Below are 20863 nucleotides of genomic sequence, written 5' to 3'. Positions count from 1 at the left end.
TACTTAATACTGTACAAAATCTCTTCTCTAAGAATGCTTTATTCTACCATAATTTGTATATAAGATCGCATGCTAGTGGGCTAGTAGTCTAGTATGCTAGTGTGCTAGTAGGCTAGTGGGCTAGTGGGCTAGTGGGCTAGTGGGCTAGTGGGCTAGTGGGCTAGTGGGCTAGTGGGCTAGTGGGCTAGTGGGCTAGAAAAGCTGCGCTTTTCTAGCCCGTTTTTTTTTATTACTAAAATATCATTAAAAACTTTGTCCTATAATTCATATGATTTTTCGCATCCTTCTATTATTTTTATTTCTTCTTCAGTAAATCCAAAAAATTCATATAGTTCTTCTTCAGTTTCAAACTTAGTCATAGTAGGTATGCATAGTTTCATCAAATTATTTGGATAGTATTCATATATATCCTCGCCGAGTTTTTTAGCAAAGGTCTTAAAATAAAATTCATATACTTTACTATTTAATAAAAATAGTAAATACTCATAAGTAAATGGTACATTTTCTTTTAGGGTTAAACAATATATATCCGCACTAAAAAAACTACCTATATCTAAAGAAAATCTATTTTTATTAGATTTATAGGGAAATACTATTTTTTTACCTTGAAAAACTTCTGGCACTCTCCCCCACTGCAACTGATACCAGTTTCTAATGCCTTTTTTGCATTCTCTTCTATTTATAAGTTTATGTTTAAATTCGCCTATATGATTTATGGCGTTAGGATAATCTTCTTCTTTATGTATAAAATCTGAATATATTAAATATCTTTCACAAGGATTTATTTCAAATTTTTTAATGTTGCTACTTTTAATCCAAGGTCTCACTAAATTAAGTTCTATATTTTCCTGTTCTATCTCCTCTTTAGTCACTACAAATGCTTTATCACAACCAGTTATAATACCTTGATAACTATTGCAGATATTGTTTAAATTTGTAAAACTTTTTTTCTCTATTTTGCTTATTATTTCCCTTTCATTGCTATCTCTTAAAATCCATCCCTTGTTGCTTAGTAAATTCTTATTTAAATAGAATTCCTTATAAAAATTATCTTCATTGCAGAAAAGAGATTTATAAAATCTTTTTTTATTTTTCCCAACACTTTGAACTGGTTTAATTACCTTTATTTCATAATCCATAATCCTTTTATTTTGTAAAAATATTATAAGCGGATCCACTCCAGTATTTTTAAAAGGTCTTATTCCGTAAAAATCCACTATTTCTCTTATATAGCATATTTCCCTTAAAACCTTTCTAAGTTCTTCCCCACTAGGAGATTCTAAAAAATATCTAGAAGTTATAAAACTTACCTTACCTTCTGCCTCTATTATGTCTAAGGCTTTCTTAAAAAAACAATAGGATATATCACCCTTGTCCTTATATATATCCCTATACTCTTCTTTTAATTTTTTGGAATAACTCTTTTCTATACTCTTTTGTCCTATATAGGGCGGATTCCCTATAATAATTCCAAATTTATAGTCTATTGGATTCATTAAAAAATCCTTGTTTTCTATATTTTTTATAGTTATATTAGTTAAATAAAATAAATCTATAGTCAGCATTTTTAAAGCTTCTTCATCTATGTCATAACCGTATAAATTATTTTTTAAAATATGTTCATTTATATCATTAATTTTTAAATTCAAATTATGCTTTTCATTTATTCTAGATAAATTCCTACTATATATTTCTTTCAAATAGAAAAAACATGGTATAAGTATATTTCCAGAGCCACAGGCAGGATCTAGTATTTTTAAAAATGGATTGTTTATTATATTATTTTCATCTATAGTTTTTTCTATTATAAATTGAGCTATTTCTCTAGGTGTATAAACAACTCCACTAATTTTCTTTTTATTTAATTCTTTAATATAAGCATCTCCAAAATTTTCTTTTTCACCTAAATTTAACTTTTTTCTATAGTAATCTACTGCCTGTTTCTTATATAATATATCTATAGGCATTAGTATTATTTTATATATTTCATCTACATACTTTACCAAATTCTCCATGTCTATTCCTTCTCCTTGTAAAAGCTTTGCTAATAATTTTCTGTATAATATCAAATACTATAAATACATTTTAAGTTCAATAAATTTAGTGTATACTTAGTTCAAATGGACTTATAAACAGAGCTCTTAGCTTCAGATGGAGTTTTTACTCCAACTGAAGGTTAGAGATCGTTATCCATGGACGTAGCTGCCGTTATCTCCCACTTTGTTAGAAGTGGGAGTGTTACGGCAGGTAGTCATCGGATAAAAGTATATCATATATTAGGGGTGATTTAAAATATGAAAAAGAGATTTATTTCTATTTGTGTAATATCTACATTGGTTTTATCCCTATGCGGATGCAAGGGAAATGTAACTTCAAATAATAACAAGGAACAACCTAATAATAAGGTGGAAAATAACTTATCTGACTCTAAAGATAGTGACGAAAATTTAAATGATAAGTCTTCTGATGAAAATAAAGATAATAAAGATACTGAATCTAAAACATCAGTTGAAACTACTACTCCTCCTAAAGATAATACTACCAGTGATAATAATAAAGAAGAAACTAAACCTTCTGAGGGCTCCTCTAAAACTCTTAGTTCAAAGGAACTTAACTGGTACTTTATGCCTAGAAAAGATGAAGTTCCTCCTAGATGCATAGAGGAAGGTGCTCCTATGCTTAAAAAATATTCTGCTTATTATTTAGGCGATACTTCCCAAAAGATTATATATCTTACCTTTGATGAGGGCTATGAAAATGGTTATTCTGCAAAAATACTGGATGTGCTTAAAGAAAATAACGTTAAGGCTGCTTTTTTTGTAACCACTCCTTATATAAACTCCAATAAGGAATTGGTTAAAAGGATGGTAAGAGAAGGGCACTTAGTGTGTAATCATTCTACCACTCACCCATCCATGGCATCTATAAAAGACGATGAAAAGTTTAAAAAAGAATTTTCCGGCTGTGAAAAAGCCTTCAAAGACTTAACTGGAAAGGATATGCCTAAGTATTTTAGACCACCAATGGGAAAATTCAGCGAACTTTCTCTAAAACGCACAAAAGATTTAGGTTATAAAACTATATTCTGGAGTTTTGCTTATAGAGATTGGGAGCCAGCTTCTCAGCCTTCCTATGAATTAGCTAAAAAAACCATAATGGAAAGAGTGCATCCAGGTGCTGTATATCTTCTTCACGCAGTTTCAAAAACCAATACAGAAGTACTTGGTGATGTAATAAAGGATTTAAAGTCTAAGGGCTATACATTTAAATCTTTAGATGAACTTCCTAGCCAATCACAAGTTTCTAATCCATAACATTAATTACCAATACACAGTACTTATTACCTTATACTCAGCACTAAATGCTAGTGACTAACTAATATTTAGTGTAAATAATAAAGTTCAAATGTAAAATAACAAAAGAATTAAAAAGAAGGTTTGCACCGCAAACCTTCTTTTTAATTCTTAATTCTTAATTCTTAATTCTTAATTCTTAATTCTTAATTCTTAATTCTTAATTCTTAATTCTTAATTCTTAATTCTTAATTCTTAATTCTTATTCTTATTCTTAATTCTTACCTTAACTTAAAATATTATCACATAAAGGAAGTGTGCCACTATACCAGCACAAAGTCCTCCTACAGTATGGCTTAATATAGCCTTTCCTGTAAGTTGTCTACAATCTAAGCTGTCCATCATAGCTACATGAGTACTTAAATATCCGCTCCAGCACATACCCATAGCTGTAAATACTGCTATTTCATTTCCGCCTATTAAATTATTCTTTAAAAACTCTGGTACTAAACCTATAGCTGCTCCTACAGCTCCAAGAGCTGTAACTGGGAATGCTATGGCTTGTGAATTTTTAAATCCTAATAGTGGGTTAAGTATGAAACCAAGTTTGTCCCCAATCCAAGGAAGTACTGGAACTCCTTCATATGCTGCTCCAGTATATCCAGCAGCAGATGGTCCTTTAGTAAGCATAAGTACAAGAGTACATATAATAACAACTCCAGGTATTATTGCTATACCCATATCAACACCTGATTTTCCGCCTTCAAGCATAGCTTCTAAAAATCTTCCACCTACACTGCCTTCTCTTATTTCTCTATAATTTATTAGATCTACTCCATCATCAGATTTTGTTTCTAATACCATGGCTTCTGTTCCAAATTCTTTTTTAGTAAAATGAAGCATTATTCTTACACTCACTATACTTCCTACCATTGCTCCTAAATTTCCTATCAATGCTGGTCCTATAAAACTTTCTCCTACAGGAGATTTTTGAGCTATCATAAATGTAGTAACTATAAGACCCATTCCAAAAGCTGTACCCAAATTAGTTAAAGCAGGAATTTGATATTTTTTAAAATATCTTTTAAATCCCTTATCCTGTGCCAAAGTTATTATGGCAGGATTATCTGATAAATAAGTAGTTACAATTCCTAAAGTAGCAGCTCCTGGCAAATCATATAGTGGTTTCATTAAAGGTGATAGTATCTTATTAACTACAGATACCACGCCAAATTCTGAAAAAAGAGATGCAATTGCTCCAGCTAGTACTGCTATACCCATTATAAAAAATACTGTATTTAAAAGTAAATCGTGTGCCGTTTTCATAAGAGTATTAAACATATTAACTACTCCCATTTTACTTCCTAAAAAGTAAAAAAACAAAATAAACAAAAGTGAAAATATTGCTCCCTCTAAACTTATGGCTTTTTTGTATTTTTTATTATTTTCCATGCTATTCCTCCAACCAGTTAAGATTCAACTATATCGTTTACTATTTTCATTATTTCTTCTCTTTTTGCTTGGCTTTCTTTAAGTATTTCATCACATCTATTTTTTACTTTATTTCTGTAATCATCATTTTCAATGCTAGATAAATTAATTTTTACATTTAATATTGCTCCTTGCACTGAAGTGCTGGCTGAAAGACATGCTACCCCTGCATCTGTAATGGCATTTTTATTACCATATTTACAAGCAATTAATATATGCTCATAAGTAGCTAAAGCCTTCTCTGCTACCTCTAGTGGAACCAAAACTGCTTCTTTATATGCCTCTTGTATTTTTTCATTTCTAATTTTTTTATTTTCATCTGTGTCCTTAGGTAATTTGAAAGCTGCCATTACCTTCATAAATGCCTCTGTATCCTTGTCCATAAGTTTTAAAAATTCATCCTTTTGAACGCTGACCTTTTTCAGTGATTCCATTATAGTGTCCTGAATCTCTTTTTCATAATTGTTAAACATTTTTTTGCCTATTGTTAAATTAAACACCATACTACCTAAACCATTAGCCAAGCTACCACATAGTGCTGAAATACTCCCCCCACCTGGTGCTGGCGAATTTGAGCTTAGTTCCTCAATAAAATCTTTTAGCTCCATATCCTATACTCCCCCTAAATAATTTTTACATATATGAAATTTTTCCATCCTCAACTACTATTTTACCATCTTTTATAACCTTGTCTATAGAATTTACGCCAAAATGATAAATTAAATACTCTAAATTTTTGGAATTAAATATGCATATGTCAGCTTTCTTACCTTCTTCTATACTGCCTATGGTCTTCTCTTTATTTATAGCACAAGCTGCATTTATAGTCATGGCATTTATTATCTCTGCTGGAAGCATTCCCATGCCAAAGCATGCAAAGGTCATAACCTGCTGCATAGATTCTGTAGGAGAAGTACCTGGATTACAGTCTGTTGCTAAAGCTACTGGAACTCCCTTTTCTATCATTTCTCTGCCTCTTGCAAAATTCTTAAGCATTAAATAGAAAGATGTGCAAGGTAACAATACTGCAACTACTCCATTATCAGCTAATGCCTTTATTCCCTCATCAGAAGCTGCCACCAAATGTTCTGCAGAAGTAGCTTTTATTTTTCCTGCCAATTCTGCTCCTCCTATAGATTCTACTTCATCAGCGTGTATTTTTATTTTTAATCCCTTAGAATTTCCATAAGTTAAAATATCCTCTGCTTCTTCTACAGTATAAACTCCCTCTTCACAGAAACAATCTATAAATTCAGCCAAATTATTATCCACTACATATGGAATTATTTCTTCCTTCATTAGTTTTATATATCCTTCTCTATCTTCTTTATATTCCTGAGGAATTGCATGAGCACCTAAGTAAGTAGATACCACATCCATAGGATGATTTTGGTTTAATTTTTTATTTGCTTCAAGCATTTTTATTTCACCATGAAAATCTAGTGCATATCCTGATTTACTTTCCACAGTGGTAGTACCATGTAATAACATTAAATCCATTCTTTTTTTAGCCTCTTCATAAAGCTCTTCTACTGTTGCCTCTCTAGTAGCTCTAACAGTGCTTAGTATTCCTCCTCCATTTTTTAATATCTCTATATAACTTACCTTTTGAAGTTTTAATGGAAGTTCTTTTTCCCTAGATCCTGCATAAACCACATGAGTATGTGGATCTACAAGTCCTGGAGTGACTGTTTTACCCTTTCCATCTATAACATTACACTGTTCTTTTAAGTATTTGCTATAACCTTCACCATTACCTACTTCTAATATTTTTTCTCCCTCTATAACTACATATCCATTTTCTATAACCTTAGCATCCTTCATTTCATCCTTAATTTTTCTATAACTTCCCGCACAAGTAACCAAAGAATCTATGTTTTTTATAATAGTATACAAATTACATACCTCCTTTTATTTAGTCCCCAATCCTCAATCAACACTCCCTAAATACTAGTCATCACTCTTCAATCGCAACTAATCTATAGTGGAAAGTGGAGATTTGAGAGTTAAGGTTGTTTTTCTTAGCTTCTCTTGGAAAAATTTAAAATTAATTTCTCAAAAACCTAATTCAAATATCAAAGTCTAAATACTAAATATCAAATGTTTTTCACTTTTACTCACCACTAGAACACTAGCAAACTAGCACACTAGCCCACTATTTCCTAGCACTCTAGCCCACTGGCCAACTAGCACACTAATCTCGGCCCTCTGGCACACTAGCACACTAAAAAAACCCCCAGTCCCTAGTCCCCAATCCCCTACGGTAAGGTTACTGACGACTGATCCACTGGGGATTAATTAATTTAATATTTTAACTTACTATAATTCTACATCATGGGTTACAGTTCTGTCTCACCTGCTAGCTGCTAACTGGTAGCTTATTCCCAAATTCTAGTTTCTAAAACTTGTTCTGTTGAGAAATTCTCAAATTGTAGATAGTATTCTGCAGTTTGGAATATAGCACCCATTGGTATTAATCCAATTACTTCACTGCCAATTACATTGACACCATATCTTCTAGCTTCCATTTTTACCATTTCAAAAACTCTGTATAATGCTGTCTTTTGGTAGTCAACTACATTTATTGACACTTGGGCCATATTTCTATCTTCTATTTTAACACCTAGTGCCTTAACATATCTAAGTCCGCCACCTAAATGTCTTATAACTTTAGCTATTTTATCAGCTATTTCTACATTGTCTGTATCCAAGTTTATATTATAAGCTATAAGTGGAACTCTAGCTCCTATAGCCACACAACCGCCTTTTTCATTTACTTCACATGGACCGTAATCTGGTTTCCAATCAGCATCTTTTATTTTTTCAAAGAAGCCTTCATATTGTCCTTTTCTTACTGTTGCTAAATTTTCTCTTCCTTTGTTTGAAGCTGCCTTTTCATATAGGTATACAGGTATATTGAATTTTTCTCCTATAGTTTTTCCAACTCGATTAGCTATTTCTATACATTCCTCCATAGTCACTCCAGTTATAGGTACAAATGGTACCACATCTAAAGCTCCCATTCTTGGATGTTCTCCCTTATGATTTCTCATGTCTATGTTTTCATAAACCTTTTCAGCCATATTTACCATAGCTTCTTCTACTGCTTCTGGAGTTCCAATAAATGTTACAACACTTCTATTATGGCTTGCATCTGATGAGTAGTCTAATAGTTTTGCTCCTTCTGTCTTTCTCACAGCATCTACTATCTTTTCTACTACTTCCTTATTTCTACCCTCACTAAAATTTGGTATACATTCAACTAATCTAGCCATATGAATCCTCCTTATAATTTATATATTTTAGCCAAAAGCTAACTTTAAACTAATACAAAACTTCAACCTTTTCCTCTACAGCTTTTACTAATTCTCCACTTGCCACTAATTCAGTACATTTGTCTAATTCTTTGTACATAACTATATCATTTTCAATGAATTTTATATGTTTTCTTACACAGTCATAAGCTTCTTTAGTTCCTTTTCCTAAAGTAAATCCTTCTCTAAAATCTATAGCTTGGCAAGCTGCTAAAATTTCTGTAGCAAGTACCCTTTGAGCATGTTTTAATATTTCTCCACTTTTTCTTGCAGCTATAGTTCCCATACTTACATGATCTTCTTGGTTTGCAGAAGATGGAATTGAATCTACTGATGCTGGATGAGCTAATACTTTGTTTTCTGAAACAAGAGCTGCTGCAGCATATTGAGTTATCATAAATCCTGAGTTTAATCCGCCGTGTTTTACAAGGAATGGTGGTAAATCATTTAGTTGATAATTTATAAGTCTTTCAAGTCTTCTTTCTGATATATTAGCTAGTTCTGATACTGCTATACCTAAGAAATCAAAACTCAATGCCATAGGCTGTCCATGGAAATTTCCGCCTGATATTACATCCCCTTCTCTTGTAACTATAGGGTTATCTGTAACAGAATTTATTTCTATTTCTACTCTTTCTTTTACATAATTTATAGCGTCTTTACTAGCTCCATGAACTTGTGGTGCACATCTTAAAGTATAAGCATCTTGAACCCTTACTTCTCCCTGTCTTGTTACAAAAGTACTTCCTTCTGTTAAGTTCAAAAGATTTTTTGCAGTATTAATTTGACCTGCATGTGGTCTTACTACATGTAGTCTTAAATCATAAGCATCCTTTATACCTCTTAAAGCTTCTGCTGATAATGCACATGCTATATCTGCTGTCTTTAAAAGACTTACAGCATCATATAATGATATAGCTCCCACACCAGTCATTACTGGAGTACCATTAATAAGAGCAAGTCCTTCTTTTGCCACCAAATCCACAGTAGCTATACCTGCTTTTTCCATAGCTACTTTTCCTGGAAGTATTTCTCCATTATACTCAGCTTCTCCTTCACCTAGCATTGGTAAAACCATATGTGCAAGTGGTGCTAAGTCTCCAGAAGCTCCTAGTGAACCTTTCTCTGGAATTACAGGATGTACTCCCTTATTAAGCATTTCAATAAGTGTATTTAATGTTTCTAATCTTATGCCTGAATATCCCTTAGCTAAAGCATTTATTCTCAAAAGCATTATAGCCCTTACTACTTCTTTTGAAAAATTTGGTCCAAAGCCACAAGCATGAGATATAATTAAATTTCTTTGAAGTGTCTTACAATCATCTTGAGTTATACTAACTTCTGAAAACTTTCCAAAACCAGTAGTAACACCATATACAACTTTTTCCTTTTCCACAATGTCATCGATTATTTTTCTTGAGTCTAATATCTTTCCTTTTGCCTCTTCCTCTAATTGTATTTTATAATTCTTTCTAGATACTTTTATAACTTCTTCCAAAGTTAAATTATTGCCGTTTATTATTATATTTTCCATGTTCCCTTACCCCCAGTATATATATTTTTCAAATTATTAATACTATTCTATATTTTTTCTCTTAAACCTCTATTTATGCTCGTCTTAATATTCTGAATTTATTCAATGTACTATCGCTTTAATTTGATGAAATTAATTACGACTTCCCTAAACTATCCCGTAAAAGTATTAATTCACTTGAATTATGAAATTTCTCTGTAATGACTTGCATAAGAAGCAAAGGAACTATTTAAATTTAATTTTAGAAATTCTTCTTTTAGACAGATAAAATTATCGTAAGCCTGGCAAGGACGCCAGGCTAGCGAACCTGAGGCAGGACGCTAAATGTAAGCGTTAGATAATTTTATCTGGCTAAAGGATTAGAATTTCTTAAATTAAATTTATTGTTTCGAGCTCTTATGCAAGTCATGGAGGAGAAATTTCATAATTCCACCTCATTCTACCCTTTTGTGGTTTAATCATAATAATATTCATTATTGAATATATTGATATTTTCCGAAACATTGGTATTTATTTTGATAAAATAATAACACCTATTACTACAAATAAACTTCCTAAAGCAGTATTAAATGTAAAGCTCTCATTTAATATAAGTACTCCTAGTATTAAACTAACTATAGGCTCTAATGTACTCAATATGGCAGCCTTTGATGGTCCTACTATTTTTACACCATTTATAAATGTTATAAGGGCTATTACTGTAGATATAAGAGAAAGAGCTACTATATACACAAAACTAACAAAATTTATTTTCAAATTTATATCTCCATAAGAAAATCCTATTAAGAAAATAAACAATCCAGCAATAAAAGAAATATACTCTGTCATTACATAATTATTTATATCTTTAACGTACTTATGAGATACTCCTATCACATATATAGAGAAAAATATGGCTGATAAAAATGCTAAAATTATACCTGTTACATTTAAATTGGCGGATTTGTTGAACACCAAAAAACACAAACCTATAAAGCACATTATTAAAGATATTAACTTTTTTCTATCCATCTTATTCTTATATATAATAGAATCTAGTATGGTGACTATAGCAGGATATGTATACAATATCATAGTAGCTAGTCCAACAGATATGTATTTGTAAGATGAAAATAAAGTAACTGCTGTAAGTGCATAACCCAGTATGGATACAATACTTATAATTAAAAATCCCTTTAAGCTCACCTTTAAACTTACTCTTTTAAAAATAGTATAAATAGATAATATTATACCCGCAAACAAAAACCTATAAAAAAGAAGGCTATAAGTACTCACCCCTTGAGCATAAACAAACTTTGTAATTATAGGCATTACTCCAAAAGCCGACGAAGATATTACAAGATAAAGAATCCCCTTAAATTTTTCATTTTTAAACATAATTCCACCCATTTCCTAAAATTATTTATTCCACCAACAATTGTATCATGTTTTGGAAAATATGTCCTCAAAATACATGTAATTGTTTTCAAAATAATCTTTATAAATAAAAAGTAAACTCAAAACTTTTACTATAACGTCATAGTCTGTTAAGAGTTTACTTTTTAATTAACTTCTATTTCTAGCAAATTTAGTGCTACTAAAAAACGACTTTACATATTCCCAAATATCTAATATATATTTTCTATTTATAAATAATATTAATGCAACAATTAAAATATTTATTATTATACTATTTAATACAATACTTGCCGTAGCTAATATTACCATCATAATTGAGTTAATAGTATAAAAACTCAAATCAAACTTAAACCACAATCTCCTAGAAATTAATGTCCTCATCCAAAAGAAAACTAAATATGCAATACCTGTTGATATAGAAGCTCCCATAGCTCCTAATTTAGGAACTAATAAAAAATTACCAATATAATTTGTAACTGCTGATACCAATGATATTATAATATTATATGAAGTTTTTCTGGAAAAAGATATTCCCAAAGTTGTAGTTTCAGACACAGTGTACATTATAGGTAAAAACAATAAAAAAGGAACTATAACATTTGCATTAGCATATTTAGGCGAAAGTATTTTTATAATTATATCTTTAAACAATACAATGAAAGCAAATATTACTACCATGATACTCATAAGCATATCGCTAACTTTCATATATTTTTCATTATTAACTTTCTCTTTATACCATCTAAATGCAGTAGGTGTCCAAAATGTACAAAATGCTTGTTGTATTATACCAAGAACCATAACAATTTTAAAAGCTGCTGAATATAAGCCTATTTCAGTAAATGTTGACCATTGTCTTAATGCTATTCTATCCATTGAACTAAAGAACCAACTTATTATAGTTGCTGGTACTAATGGTAATCCAAATTGAAACAATTTTCTTATAAGACTTTTGTTTATGCTAAACCTCTTTTTCCAAAAATCCCTTACAAAATATGTTTCAAATATACATAAAATTACCAAACCTATAAAATTTGAATTTATAATTCCTTTAAAACTTTTATCGATAAATAATAAATAGGGAATCATTATAAATAATACTAATAATCTATTCAATATATTAAATAAAGAATATATCTTAGCCTTCTCCTCCATTCTCAGCGTTAAAAGATTAAACCTATCAATTACAGCAAAAGGAAGAGAAAATGCAAGAATACTTATTGTATATTTTTCTACTGAATCAAACATCAAAATAGATACAGGTTTATAAAAAATTATATATATTACTCCAAGTATAAAAGAAAAAATCAATGGAACTATTAAAGAATTCCAAAATAAATTACTTTTATCCTCCTGCTCATTATATTCTCTTACAAAGGATTGATCTAATCCTAAAAATATAAAAAGTGAACTTATAGAATATCCCATAGTATACATTGCAGATTTACCAAAGTCATCTGGTGATACCAAATAACTAGTAACCGGAACTGTAATAAAACCCAATATAGCAGAAACTATTGGTCCAATGGAAAATCCCGCAAATTTTTTTAAAAAACTATTAATTACTTCTTTTTCACTACCTGTCTCCATAAGGTTCCTCCAAATCTAAATTATAATTATAAAATACTATCTTTTGATTATATCATACAAATTATACATATATTTAGTCCTAAAGTCCAATATTTATATATTTTTTACAATATATTAACTATATAAAACTTTACAAATGATTTTTAAATATTAAATACAAAAAACACAACATACACTTTAAAATAAAGCATTGTCGTGTTTATTTTTAAAAATCACTATTTATTTTCTGTATATGGTTGATTCCATAAGTTAGTAAATACATATTCTCTTACATCTTTCTTTTGATAATGACTTTTATTTTGTCCTATTTCTTTAATATAATTTTAGTATGTGTGGCTTATACTTTATTATTCAAATTTAGATTTACTTTTTTGCTTTGCTAATAAATTTATCTAATACATCATTTATCTCATCTACTTTTAATATAAATATGCTTATTGCATATGCTATACCCCCTAATAATGTGGATATTAGTATGGATAGCACATCTCTTTTAAACCCGTAAAAAAGTTTACTTATAAAGAACTTATTAACCATAATAATTACCACTGCCATTATTAAAGAGGCAAATACTATTTTAAAAAATACCACTACTATATCTTTTGTATTTATACCTTCTAGTTTTTTGCTTAATTTATTAAACATAAGTATAGTAATTATAATTGATGATATGGTTGTAGCCAATGTTAAGGCACTAACTCCCATATACTTTATTAGTACAATATTAATAATTACATTTATACCTATTCCTATAAAACTGTTTATCATAGGAGTTTTGGTGTCTTTTACAGAATAAAAGGCTTTATTTAATATGTCTCTAACACCATAAGCTATCATAGCTGGTGTGTACAAAAGCAATGCTTGTGATGTTAATTTAGCGGCCTCTTCCGTAAAGGCCCCTCTTTTAAAAATTACATTTATAAGCGGCTCTCTAAGCAGTGCTATGCCTACAGCTGCTGGAACCATTATTAGAAGTATAATATTAATGGAACGTTGTAGAGATCTTTTGTATCCATTCATATCCCCTTTAACAGCTAATTCTGAAAGTATAGGATACACTATCATTGCTATACCTATGGCAAATACCTCATAGGCTAATGTATTTATTTTATTAGCGCAGTCCAATACAGTAACTGCTCCATAATATATATTCGTAGCAAAAGCCCTGTTTACAAAGGCATTAAGTTGAATAACAGAAGTACTTATTATAACTGGAATAGAAAGTCTAAACATTTGCTTCATTCTATTATCTTTTAACTCCATATAAATACTATATTTATAACCCAGTTTTTTATATTTAGGTATATTAATTAAAAACTGCATAAAAAAAGCCACCACTGTAGCTACAGCAAATCCTATTATTCCATAACGAGCAGTAAAAAATACTAAATATAAAATATAAACTATATTAGAAACCAAAGCCATAGCTGAAGGTTCATAAAACTCCTTGTGAGCCTGTAAAACTCCTGTTACAACACTTTGCAGGCTAATAAAAATTAAAGATAATAACATTATCCTAGTTATCTTTACTGAAGTATTGAACACTGCTGCATCGTTTTTAAATCCATGACCAAATACATAAATTATTTCCTTGGAAAAGAATATCATTAAAATAGTTAAAATTATCGTTCCTATGGTAAATACATTTAGTACATTATTGACAAAATTATTTCTTTTATTTTTATCCTTATTCTCTAAAAGTTCTGTATGAATTGGTATGAACGTAGTAGTCAATCCGTAACTAATAGTGGTTAAAAGATACACCATTCCTAGTGCAAAATTATATATATCAGTAATATATGTAGCTCCGAATTTTGCCGCTATTAATGAATCTCGCACTAAGGCAAAGATCTTTCCAAGTATTATAAATATCATAACTAAAAATGAACTTTTAATAACTTTATTATTTTTCATAAGGTACACCCCAAATACTAAATTAAACTTTTGTAACACTCATAATAACTTCTACAAAAGTTCTCCATTGAATACTTATTACAAATATCTTTATATAAGTTTTTTCCTAAAACCTGTAATCTTTCTCTATTTTCATAAGCTTTCTTCATTTTTAAATATATATCTTCATTAGAATTAGGATTTACTAAAAATCCATTATTTTCGTTTATACAATCCGGTATATCACATACATTAGATGCAATAACTGGCACTTTATTAATACCACTTTCTAATATTACCAAAGGTGGAGCTCCACCCTCACTAAAAGAAGTCAATATACTTACATGGGCTATATTTATATATTTATCTACATTTTCTTGAAAACCTAAAAATATAACTTTTTCTTTCAAGTCTAGTTCTTTCACTATTTTTCTTATTTTTTCCTCTTCTACTCCATCTCCCAATAATAATAATTTAGCATTTTCATTATCCTTAGAAATTTTTTCAAAAGCCTCCACTAATCCTATATGATTTTTTACTGGATGCATTCTAGCAATATTTATATACACAAAATCCTCTTCATTAATATTAAGTTTTTTTCTTGATTCATTCCTATTTATTTCGTAATTACTTAATCTATTATTTGTTTCAATATTGTCTATTTTAATATTTTTATATTTGTCTAAATCAATCCCATTATTTACTATAAATTTTTTACTATTTATTTTATCCTGTACAAGTATATCTTGTATATACTTAGATACACATATATGATTTTTAAAGCTCCTTATTCCCTTTATACTTAAAGGAGTAAACAGGTAATATTTTATTTTACTATTTAAAAAATCCTTTTTATAATCACTATGTACAGTAGCCACTGTAGGAACTTTTATTTTTTTATTTATAAAGTAATGGGTAAAAAATGCTTTTGCCCCATGAAAATTTATAACATCTATACTATTTTCCTCTACATATCTTTGAATTTCTCCATTTATAAAACACTTGCTACTAAATCTAACAGTTTCTATATCCATTTTTTTTGCCTTATCAGGCAATGTTCCTTCTCCAATGCATCCCAAAACATTGGAAAACAAATGCTTTGAATGATAACATAAATTTAAAACATGGGCCGCACCGCCACCTATATCATTTGCTGATATTATTTGAAGTACCTTTATAATAATCACCACCCAATAAAATAAAATTTAATTCAGACAGAATGCACTCCATCTGAATCTAATTACACTATATACTATTCTTTATGCTATTCTTTTCTTTAATAACTTTAATAATAAACTTAGGTATAACCCCTAATCTTTTTATTCTATAAGGTTCTTTTGAAACCCTGTAAAGCCACTCTAATCCCATATTTATCATCCATTTAGGAGCCCTTTGAACCTTCCCTGCAAATACATCAAAGCTTCCTCCAACACCCATATAAACCTTACAAGGTAGCTTATCCATATTATCTGATATAAATATTTCTTGTCTTGGACAACCCATGGCTACAAATAAAGCATGAGCACCACTATTTTTTATATCTTCAACAATGTCCATACAATCATTTAATTTAAAGAATCCATTGTGCGAACCTGCTATATTAATTTTAGGATATTTATTTTTTATCTTTAGTATACATTCTTCCAATGTACTTTGCACAGCCCCTAAAAGATATACAGATTTACCCTCTTTTTCATACTTTTTAAGAAGTTCATCCATAAGTTCAATCCCAGCTATCTTTTCTTCCACCGGCTGCCCTACTATTTTAGATGATACTATAGTTCCTATACCATCTGGAATTATTATAGAATTTTCTGAAGTAAAATTTTTAAATAGCTTTTCATTATTAAGTCCATTAGTTAAAACTTCCGGATTTCCTGAAATTATATGCACTTTGTTATATTTGTCTATTTCATTTATTAAATCTTTTTTACTCTTATCATAAACATCAAATTTTAATATACGTGAAGCCATAAAATCTCTCTCCTTCTTTTATTTAACTAGCACTCTAGCCCCCTGGCCCTCTAACACACTAAAATAGCACTCTAGCCCACTAATTAAAGCGCTCCTTCCCCTTTAGACACCGAAAACACTGTTCTAAATAATATCTTTATATCAAATCCAATAGAGAAATTTTCTATATATTTCAAATCATAATAAATAGTCTTCCCTAATTCTATTTCTCCTCTTCCACTAACCTGAGCAAGTCCTGTTATTCCAGGTGTAACTAAAAGTCTTTGAGTATACTCTTCTGGATAATATTTTACCACATCAGGTATTTCAGGTCTTGGTCCAACTAAGCTCATATTACCAATTAACACATTAAAAAGTTGTGGAAGCTCATCTAAGCTTGTTTTTCTTAAGAAAGCACCTACTTTTGTTATTCTACTATCACTTTTACTTTGAAAAACAAAATTTTCAATATCAGAAGGATCTATTTCTAGTTCCCTTTTCTTTTCTGCATTTACTACCATAGTTCTAAATTTGTAAATCACAAAATCCTTATTATCCTTACCTACTCTAACTTGCTTAAAAAGAGCAGGTCCCTTTGAATCCAACTTTATAGCTATATATAGAGCTATATAAACTGGCAGCAATATTATTATACCTATTAAAGATAGTATAAAATCCATCAGCCTCTTAAGGACAAACTGCGCTTTTTTTCTACGCAATTTATCTCTATTTATAATTATTTTTTCATATTTACTCTCCTTGTTATTTTCCTTGTCCATCAAAATACATCCTTTCCGCAATATCCTGTGTAACTTAAACTATTATAATTTATAATATAGTCACTAATTTATCATAGTTATTTTATCATAAATTCATTGGAATAAACATATATTCATTTAAAATAGCCACAGTCTTCCTTAAAAGAAATGACTGCAGCTATATTATATATTTTTCTCTTCCAAATTATATTCGTATGAATGACAAACTGCTAAAAATATAAAGAAAAACGCAACTACTTTTGGTGCTGAGAAAAAATTATCTATAACATTCATAAACATAAAAGCTACCACAGATGCAGTAAATCCTTTATAAAAGTACTTATAAAAATTATCATTTATTTTATTAGAAAATTTATTTACCTTTAAAAAGGAAGTTACTAAAAAGCCTATTAAAGATACGGAGCCTATTATACCTAGTTCACATTGGGCTTTTAAATATGCATTGTGAGGATGAAACTTTTCATGAGCCTTATAATCTCCTATACGCTTTATTTTTTTATAATATTCAATATATAATGTTCTGTAATTTCCATTTCCTACTCCCAATAAAGGTTTATCCTTTATCATTTTTATAGCTATTTCCCACAAACTTATTCTCGATAAATTTTGAGATAAATCTCCAATTTCTTTTAATCTATGACTTATAGTAGGTATACATAAAGCGACTCCACTACCTAATATAGCTCCATATATTAGCTTAAAGTTATATACAAAAATTAAAGTTATATACCCTATTATAAGTGCTAACCAAGCATTTCTTGAAAAAGATAAAATTATATTTAATAATGATATTATTACTGTTAACATAAAAAAAATTTTTTTAATCTTATTTTTTTCTTTTATAGCTAAAAGTATAAATGGAAAAATAATTAAAACAAAATAAGCCCCTAAATTATTTGAATTTTCTATTGTTGATGTAATTCTCTGAACCACATCATATTTTCCCACATGTTTTAATCCTAGTCCCTGAAAATATTGGTATATACCTACCAACCCCACTATAATACAAGTTATAGTTGTAGAATAAATAATACCATCTAAATATTTCTTCTTAGTAATTTCATATTTTATTATGAAAACTAGTACTGCATAGGTACTAATTCTTGCACTTTCCTGCAAAGCCAACCTTTTGTCTGTGGCATAAATTATAGATATGAACATCATGCCTATCCACAAAAGCATAAATAAAGAGTTCCATTTTGTAAAAAAATCCCTTATTCCGTTTATAAATCTCTGCATAGTATTTTTACTTATGAATATCTTTATAAAATATACTAAAATGATTATTGCTAAAATTATATCTCCATTAAATGGTATTCCCTTAAAATTAAATTTACTTGGAAATATGGAAAGTACAAAAATGTACATACATATAAGATAAAAAAGTATGTTTGAACTTTTCTTCATATTATCCCTCATTTCATATTAATATACTATTTCCATTACTAACTAAGCATGTAATCCTCATTACATGCTTATGTTTAAAAAAAGATATATATCTACTAATTTTTGATAATTATATGAAACCCCAGTTTTTACCTTACCTAGATAATTCTTTATTTTTCTCCATTGAATTTTTAGATTTAAAAATATAAAAAGCATTTAATCCTTCTAAGAATCCCAAACCGTAACTTATGTGTAATATTGGAAAAATTATTGGAACATATTTCAATGTTTTAGTTTCTTTTTTAGTTACTTTTATAGAGAAAATTATGTCAAATAGTATATATGCCACTACTTCAATAAGCCAAAGGATACGTATTGATCTAAAGAAAAAACCAAATAAAATTCCTAAAATATTAGTCAAAACAAAACTCATGGGAACTAAGTGTCTTATAGATGCCGTTTTACCATGTTTTTGCATTACCTTTACTTTCCAAAATCCATATTGAAAGTATTGTCTCCATAGCTTTTTTAACGAATCTCTGCTATAGTAATACGATTTTACCCTAGGGGAAAGTAATATTTTATATCCGTTTTTTATAACTCTATAATTAATTTCATCATCCTGATTTCTAACCAACTCATCATCAAAGTAACCTATTTTATCCAAAACGCTTCTTTTATAAGCACCAAAAGCTACTGTATCTACATACATTTCTTCCTTTGCATATCTAAACAGTGCATTTCCAACACCAAAAGGTGAACTCATAGCAAGAGCTATGCCTCTTCCTTTATGAGAAAAGTTTATTGTCTCTATAGGTCCACCTGCGCAACCTACATCTTTATTTTTATTCAAAAGTTCTATGTTATTTTTAATAAAATCTCTATCCGCATAAGCATGAGCTCCAAATATAATTACCACATGAGCCTTACTATTTTTTATACCTATATTCATACCTTTAGGTGCAGTAATTCCATAATTTTCAATCAATCGAACATTCTTATATTTTTTTTCATATTCTTTAACTATTTTTGGTGTCCCATCTGTTGACATCCCATCACAAACTAAAACTTCATATAATTCCTTAGAATAACTTTGATTAATAAAAGACTGTAAACACTCTTCTATATATTCACTTTCATTTTTACAAGGAATTACAACTGATACAGTTTCAACTTTGCATTCATTCATAATATTTATCACCTCTATTTAAGCTTTATGGCATGCTTCAAAGTTATTCACTTGTATCAATGCCATTATTAAGAATATTATCAAAGTACCTGTTATTACACCCTTATGATTAAATTCATTTCCTGTTAATGTAGAAAAAACTATGTAAACAATAAAAGATACAAAAAACATTCTATTTTCTTCATATTTACTAATAGTTGCCTTTATCCTATTAATAATAATTAAAATAAAAATAGCTAAAGCCACTATTCCAAATTCAACTCCAATTTGGAGTATTAAATTATGAGCATGTTCAAGCATATAATGTGCTGCGGTAATTTTCCATCTAAATTCCTCTGGCATCATTAAATATCCTCTAACTGCAAATTCTTTATAGAATTCTGGGAAACTACTCATGCCAACACCAAAGGGATAATCCTTAATAATTCTTATATCTGTATATATGGATTGTATCCTTGCAATAGCAGATTCATTTTGAAAAAAGCTAATTAAAGTATTACCTCTAGTTAGTATAAAACTCATTGTAGGCTTAAATAAAATAGCTCCTAAAACAACCATAGCAATTAGAAATTTCTTATACTTTTTACTAATTAATATCAAAAATACTGCTATTATTGCTGTTAACCAAGCTCCTCTTGTAAAAGTAACTAATAATGCAAACATTTCTATAATAAATGAACTGTATAAAAATATTTTTTCTGATTTGTTATTTTTTTTATACAATATATATTCCAATGTAAATGGAATCACAGTTACTAAAATACCAGCAAAAATATTTACATTATGATAACCAAAAGTTAAAAACGCTCTATTTTTATTTATATTACTAATAGATATACCATCTTTAAATATCTGAATAAATCCGTATAGGCAACTTAAATCCACACTAAATATTAATGAAAGAATTATCTTTTTTATATCATTTTTATTAAATATACTTACAGAAACTAGCATAAACATTATAGGTACTATAACTCCTATATATGTATCTGCCATACTCTTAAAAAAATAAACAGAATATGTATTTGCATTATATACAAATA

Annotated in this window: 16 protein-coding genes; 1 reads left to right on the top strand and 15 read right to left on the bottom strand. The window is 29.2% G+C overall.

Annotation, left to right across the window (positions count from 1 at the left end; genetic code table 11):
• Window positions 1-257 precede the first annotated feature (257 nt).
• Window positions 258-2015, bottom strand: coding sequence for an Eco57I restriction-modification methylase domain-containing protein (locus tag FGK85_RS11100; RefSeq protein ID WP_138206616.1), 1758 nt, complete (start codon window positions 2013-2015; stop codon window positions 258-260).
• A gap of 279 nt (window positions 2016-2294) precedes the next feature.
• Here FGK85_RS11100 and pdaA point away from each other — a divergent pair, with 279 nt between their 5' ends.
• Complete coding sequence (pdaA, locus tag FGK85_RS11095; RefSeq protein WP_138206614.1) at window positions 2295-3314, top strand: delta-lactam-biosynthetic de-N-acetylase; 1020 nt, start codon at window positions 2295-2297, stop codon at window positions 3312-3314.
• A 270-nt stretch (window positions 3315-3584) separates the two neighbouring features.
• Here the strand turns inward: pdaA and FGK85_RS11090 are convergent, their stop codons facing one another.
• The 14 genes from FGK85_RS11090 to FGK85_RS11025 form a co-directional block, all read right to left on the bottom strand.
• A complete protein-coding gene (locus FGK85_RS11090; RefSeq protein ID WP_138206612.1) occupies window positions 3585-4745 on the bottom strand; it encodes a CD0519/CD1768 family membrane protein in 1161 nt (386 codons plus the stop codon).
• Between the two features lie 17 nt (window positions 4746-4762).
• Window positions 4763-5392 (bottom strand): cyclodeaminase/cyclohydrolase family protein, encoded by a 630-nt coding sequence (locus FGK85_RS11085; RefSeq protein WP_138206610.1) that lies wholly within the window; start codon window positions 5390-5392, stop codon window positions 4763-4765.
• 25 nt (window positions 5393-5417) lie between these two features.
• Window positions 5418-6680: an imidazolonepropionase gene (hutI, locus tag FGK85_RS11080; protein ID WP_138206608.1), complete on the bottom strand. Its 1263-nt coding sequence runs from the start codon at window positions 6678-6680 to the stop codon at window positions 5418-5420.
• A gap of 482 nt (window positions 6681-7162) precedes the next feature.
• Window positions 7163-8059: a glutamate formimidoyltransferase gene (gene ftcD / locus FGK85_RS11075; RefSeq protein WP_138206606.1), complete on the bottom strand. Its 897-nt coding sequence runs from the start codon at window positions 8057-8059 to the stop codon at window positions 7163-7165.
• Window positions 8060-8108: 49 nt separating this feature from the next.
• Window positions 8109-9632 carry a histidine ammonia-lyase gene (gene hutH, locus FGK85_RS11070; RefSeq protein ID WP_138206604.1) on the bottom strand — a complete coding sequence of 508 codons (1524 nt, stop codon included), beginning with the start codon at window positions 9630-9632 and terminating at the stop codon, window positions 8109-8111.
• A gap of 510 nt (window positions 9633-10142) precedes the next feature.
• Entirely contained in the window at window positions 10143-11009 is an 867-nt protein-coding gene (locus FGK85_RS11065; protein ID WP_171011401.1) for a DMT family transporter, read from the bottom strand.
• Between the two features lie 168 nt (window positions 11010-11177).
• Entirely contained in the window at window positions 11178-12620 is a 1443-nt protein-coding gene (locus FGK85_RS11060; RefSeq protein ID WP_138206600.1) for an oligosaccharide flippase family protein, read from the bottom strand.
• A 363-nt stretch (window positions 12621-12983) separates the two neighbouring features.
• Window positions 12984-14534 (bottom strand): murein biosynthesis integral membrane protein MurJ, encoded by a 1551-nt coding sequence (gene murJ / locus FGK85_RS11055; RefSeq protein WP_138206598.1) that lies wholly within the window; start codon window positions 14532-14534, stop codon window positions 12984-12986.
• A 17-nt stretch (window positions 14535-14551) separates the two neighbouring features.
• Entirely contained in the window at window positions 14552-15700 is a 1149-nt protein-coding gene (locus FGK85_RS11050) for a glycosyltransferase family 4 protein (protein ID WP_138206596.1), read from the bottom strand.
• Window positions 15701-15758: 58 nt separating this feature from the next.
• Window positions 15759-16487, bottom strand: coding sequence for a WecB/TagA/CpsF family glycosyltransferase (locus FGK85_RS11045; RefSeq protein WP_138206594.1), 729 nt, complete (start codon window positions 16485-16487; stop codon window positions 15759-15761).
• 83 nt (window positions 16488-16570) lie between these two features.
• On the bottom strand, window positions 16571-17245 hold the full coding sequence (locus FGK85_RS11040; RefSeq protein ID WP_138206592.1) for a sugar transferase: 675 nt from the start codon (window positions 17243-17245) through the stop codon (window positions 16571-16573).
• A 162-nt stretch (window positions 17246-17407) separates the two neighbouring features.
• Window positions 17408-18652, bottom strand: coding sequence for an O-antigen ligase family protein (locus FGK85_RS11035; protein WP_138206589.1), 1245 nt, complete (start codon window positions 18650-18652; stop codon window positions 17408-17410).
• 133 nt (window positions 18653-18785) lie between these two features.
• Window positions 18786-19820, bottom strand: coding sequence for a glycosyltransferase family 2 protein (locus FGK85_RS11030; protein ID WP_138206587.1), 1035 nt, complete (start codon window positions 19818-19820; stop codon window positions 18786-18788).
• Window positions 19821-19838: 18 nt separating this feature from the next.
• A partial coding sequence (locus FGK85_RS11025) for an O-antigen ligase family protein (protein ID WP_138206585.1) occupies window positions 19839-20863 on the bottom strand: 1025 nt, incomplete at its 5' end.

Source organism: Haloimpatiens lingqiaonensis (assembly GCF_901447495.1).
Taxonomy (GTDB): domain Bacteria; phylum Bacillota; class Clostridia; order Clostridiales; family Clostridiaceae; genus Haloimpatiens; species Haloimpatiens lingqiaonensis.
Note: the sequence above shows the minus strand (reverse complement) of the source record. Positions and strands in the feature narration are given on the sequence as shown.

Excerpts from the sequence above, each read along its gene's own strand:
- murJ (WP_138206598.1), bottom strand. The coding sequence starts at position 14,534 with ATGAAAAATAATAAAGTTATTAAAAGTTCATTTTTAGTTATGATATTT.
- FGK85_RS11060 (WP_138206600.1), bottom strand. The coding sequence starts at position 12,620 with ATGGAGACAGGTAGTGAAAAAGAAGTAATTAATAGTTTTTTAAAAAAA.
- ftcD (WP_138206606.1), bottom strand. The coding sequence starts at position 8,059 with ATGGCTAGATTAGTTGAATGTATACCAAATTTTAGTGAGGGTAGAAAT.
- FGK85_RS11030 (WP_138206587.1), bottom strand. The coding sequence starts at position 19,820 with ATGAATGAATGCAAAGTTGAAACTGTATCAGTTGTAATTCCTTGTAAA.
- pdaA (WP_138206614.1), top strand. The coding sequence starts at position 2,295 with ATGAAAAAGAGATTTATTTCTATTTGTGTAATATCTACATTGGTTTTA.
- FGK85_RS11065 (WP_171011401.1), bottom strand. The coding sequence starts at position 11,009 with ATGTTTAAAAATGAAAAATTTAAGGGGATTCTTTATCTTGTAATATCT.
- FGK85_RS11085 (WP_138206610.1), bottom strand. The coding sequence starts at position 5,392 with ATGGAGCTAAAAGATTTTATTGAGGAACTAAGCTCAAATTCGCCAGCA.
- FGK85_RS11045 (WP_138206594.1), bottom strand. The coding sequence starts at position 16,487 with ATGGCTTCACGTATATTAAAATTTGATGTTTATGATAAGAGTAAAAAA.
- FGK85_RS11040 (WP_138206592.1), bottom strand. The coding sequence starts at position 17,245 with ATGGACAAGGAAAATAACAAGGAGAGTAAATATGAAAAAATAATTATA.
- FGK85_RS11035 (WP_138206589.1), bottom strand. The coding sequence starts at position 18,652 with ATGAAGAAAAGTTCAAACATACTTTTTTATCTTATATGTATGTACATT.
- hutH (WP_138206604.1), bottom strand. The coding sequence starts at position 9,632 with ATGGAAAATATAATAATAAACGGCAATAATTTAACTTTGGAAGAAGTT.
- FGK85_RS11100 (WP_138206616.1), bottom strand. The coding sequence starts at position 2,015 with ATGGAGAATTTGGTAAAGTATGTAGATGAAATATATAAAATAATACTA.
- FGK85_RS11090 (WP_138206612.1), bottom strand. The coding sequence starts at position 4,745 with ATGGAAAATAATAAAAAATACAAAAAAGCCATAAGTTTAGAGGGAGCA.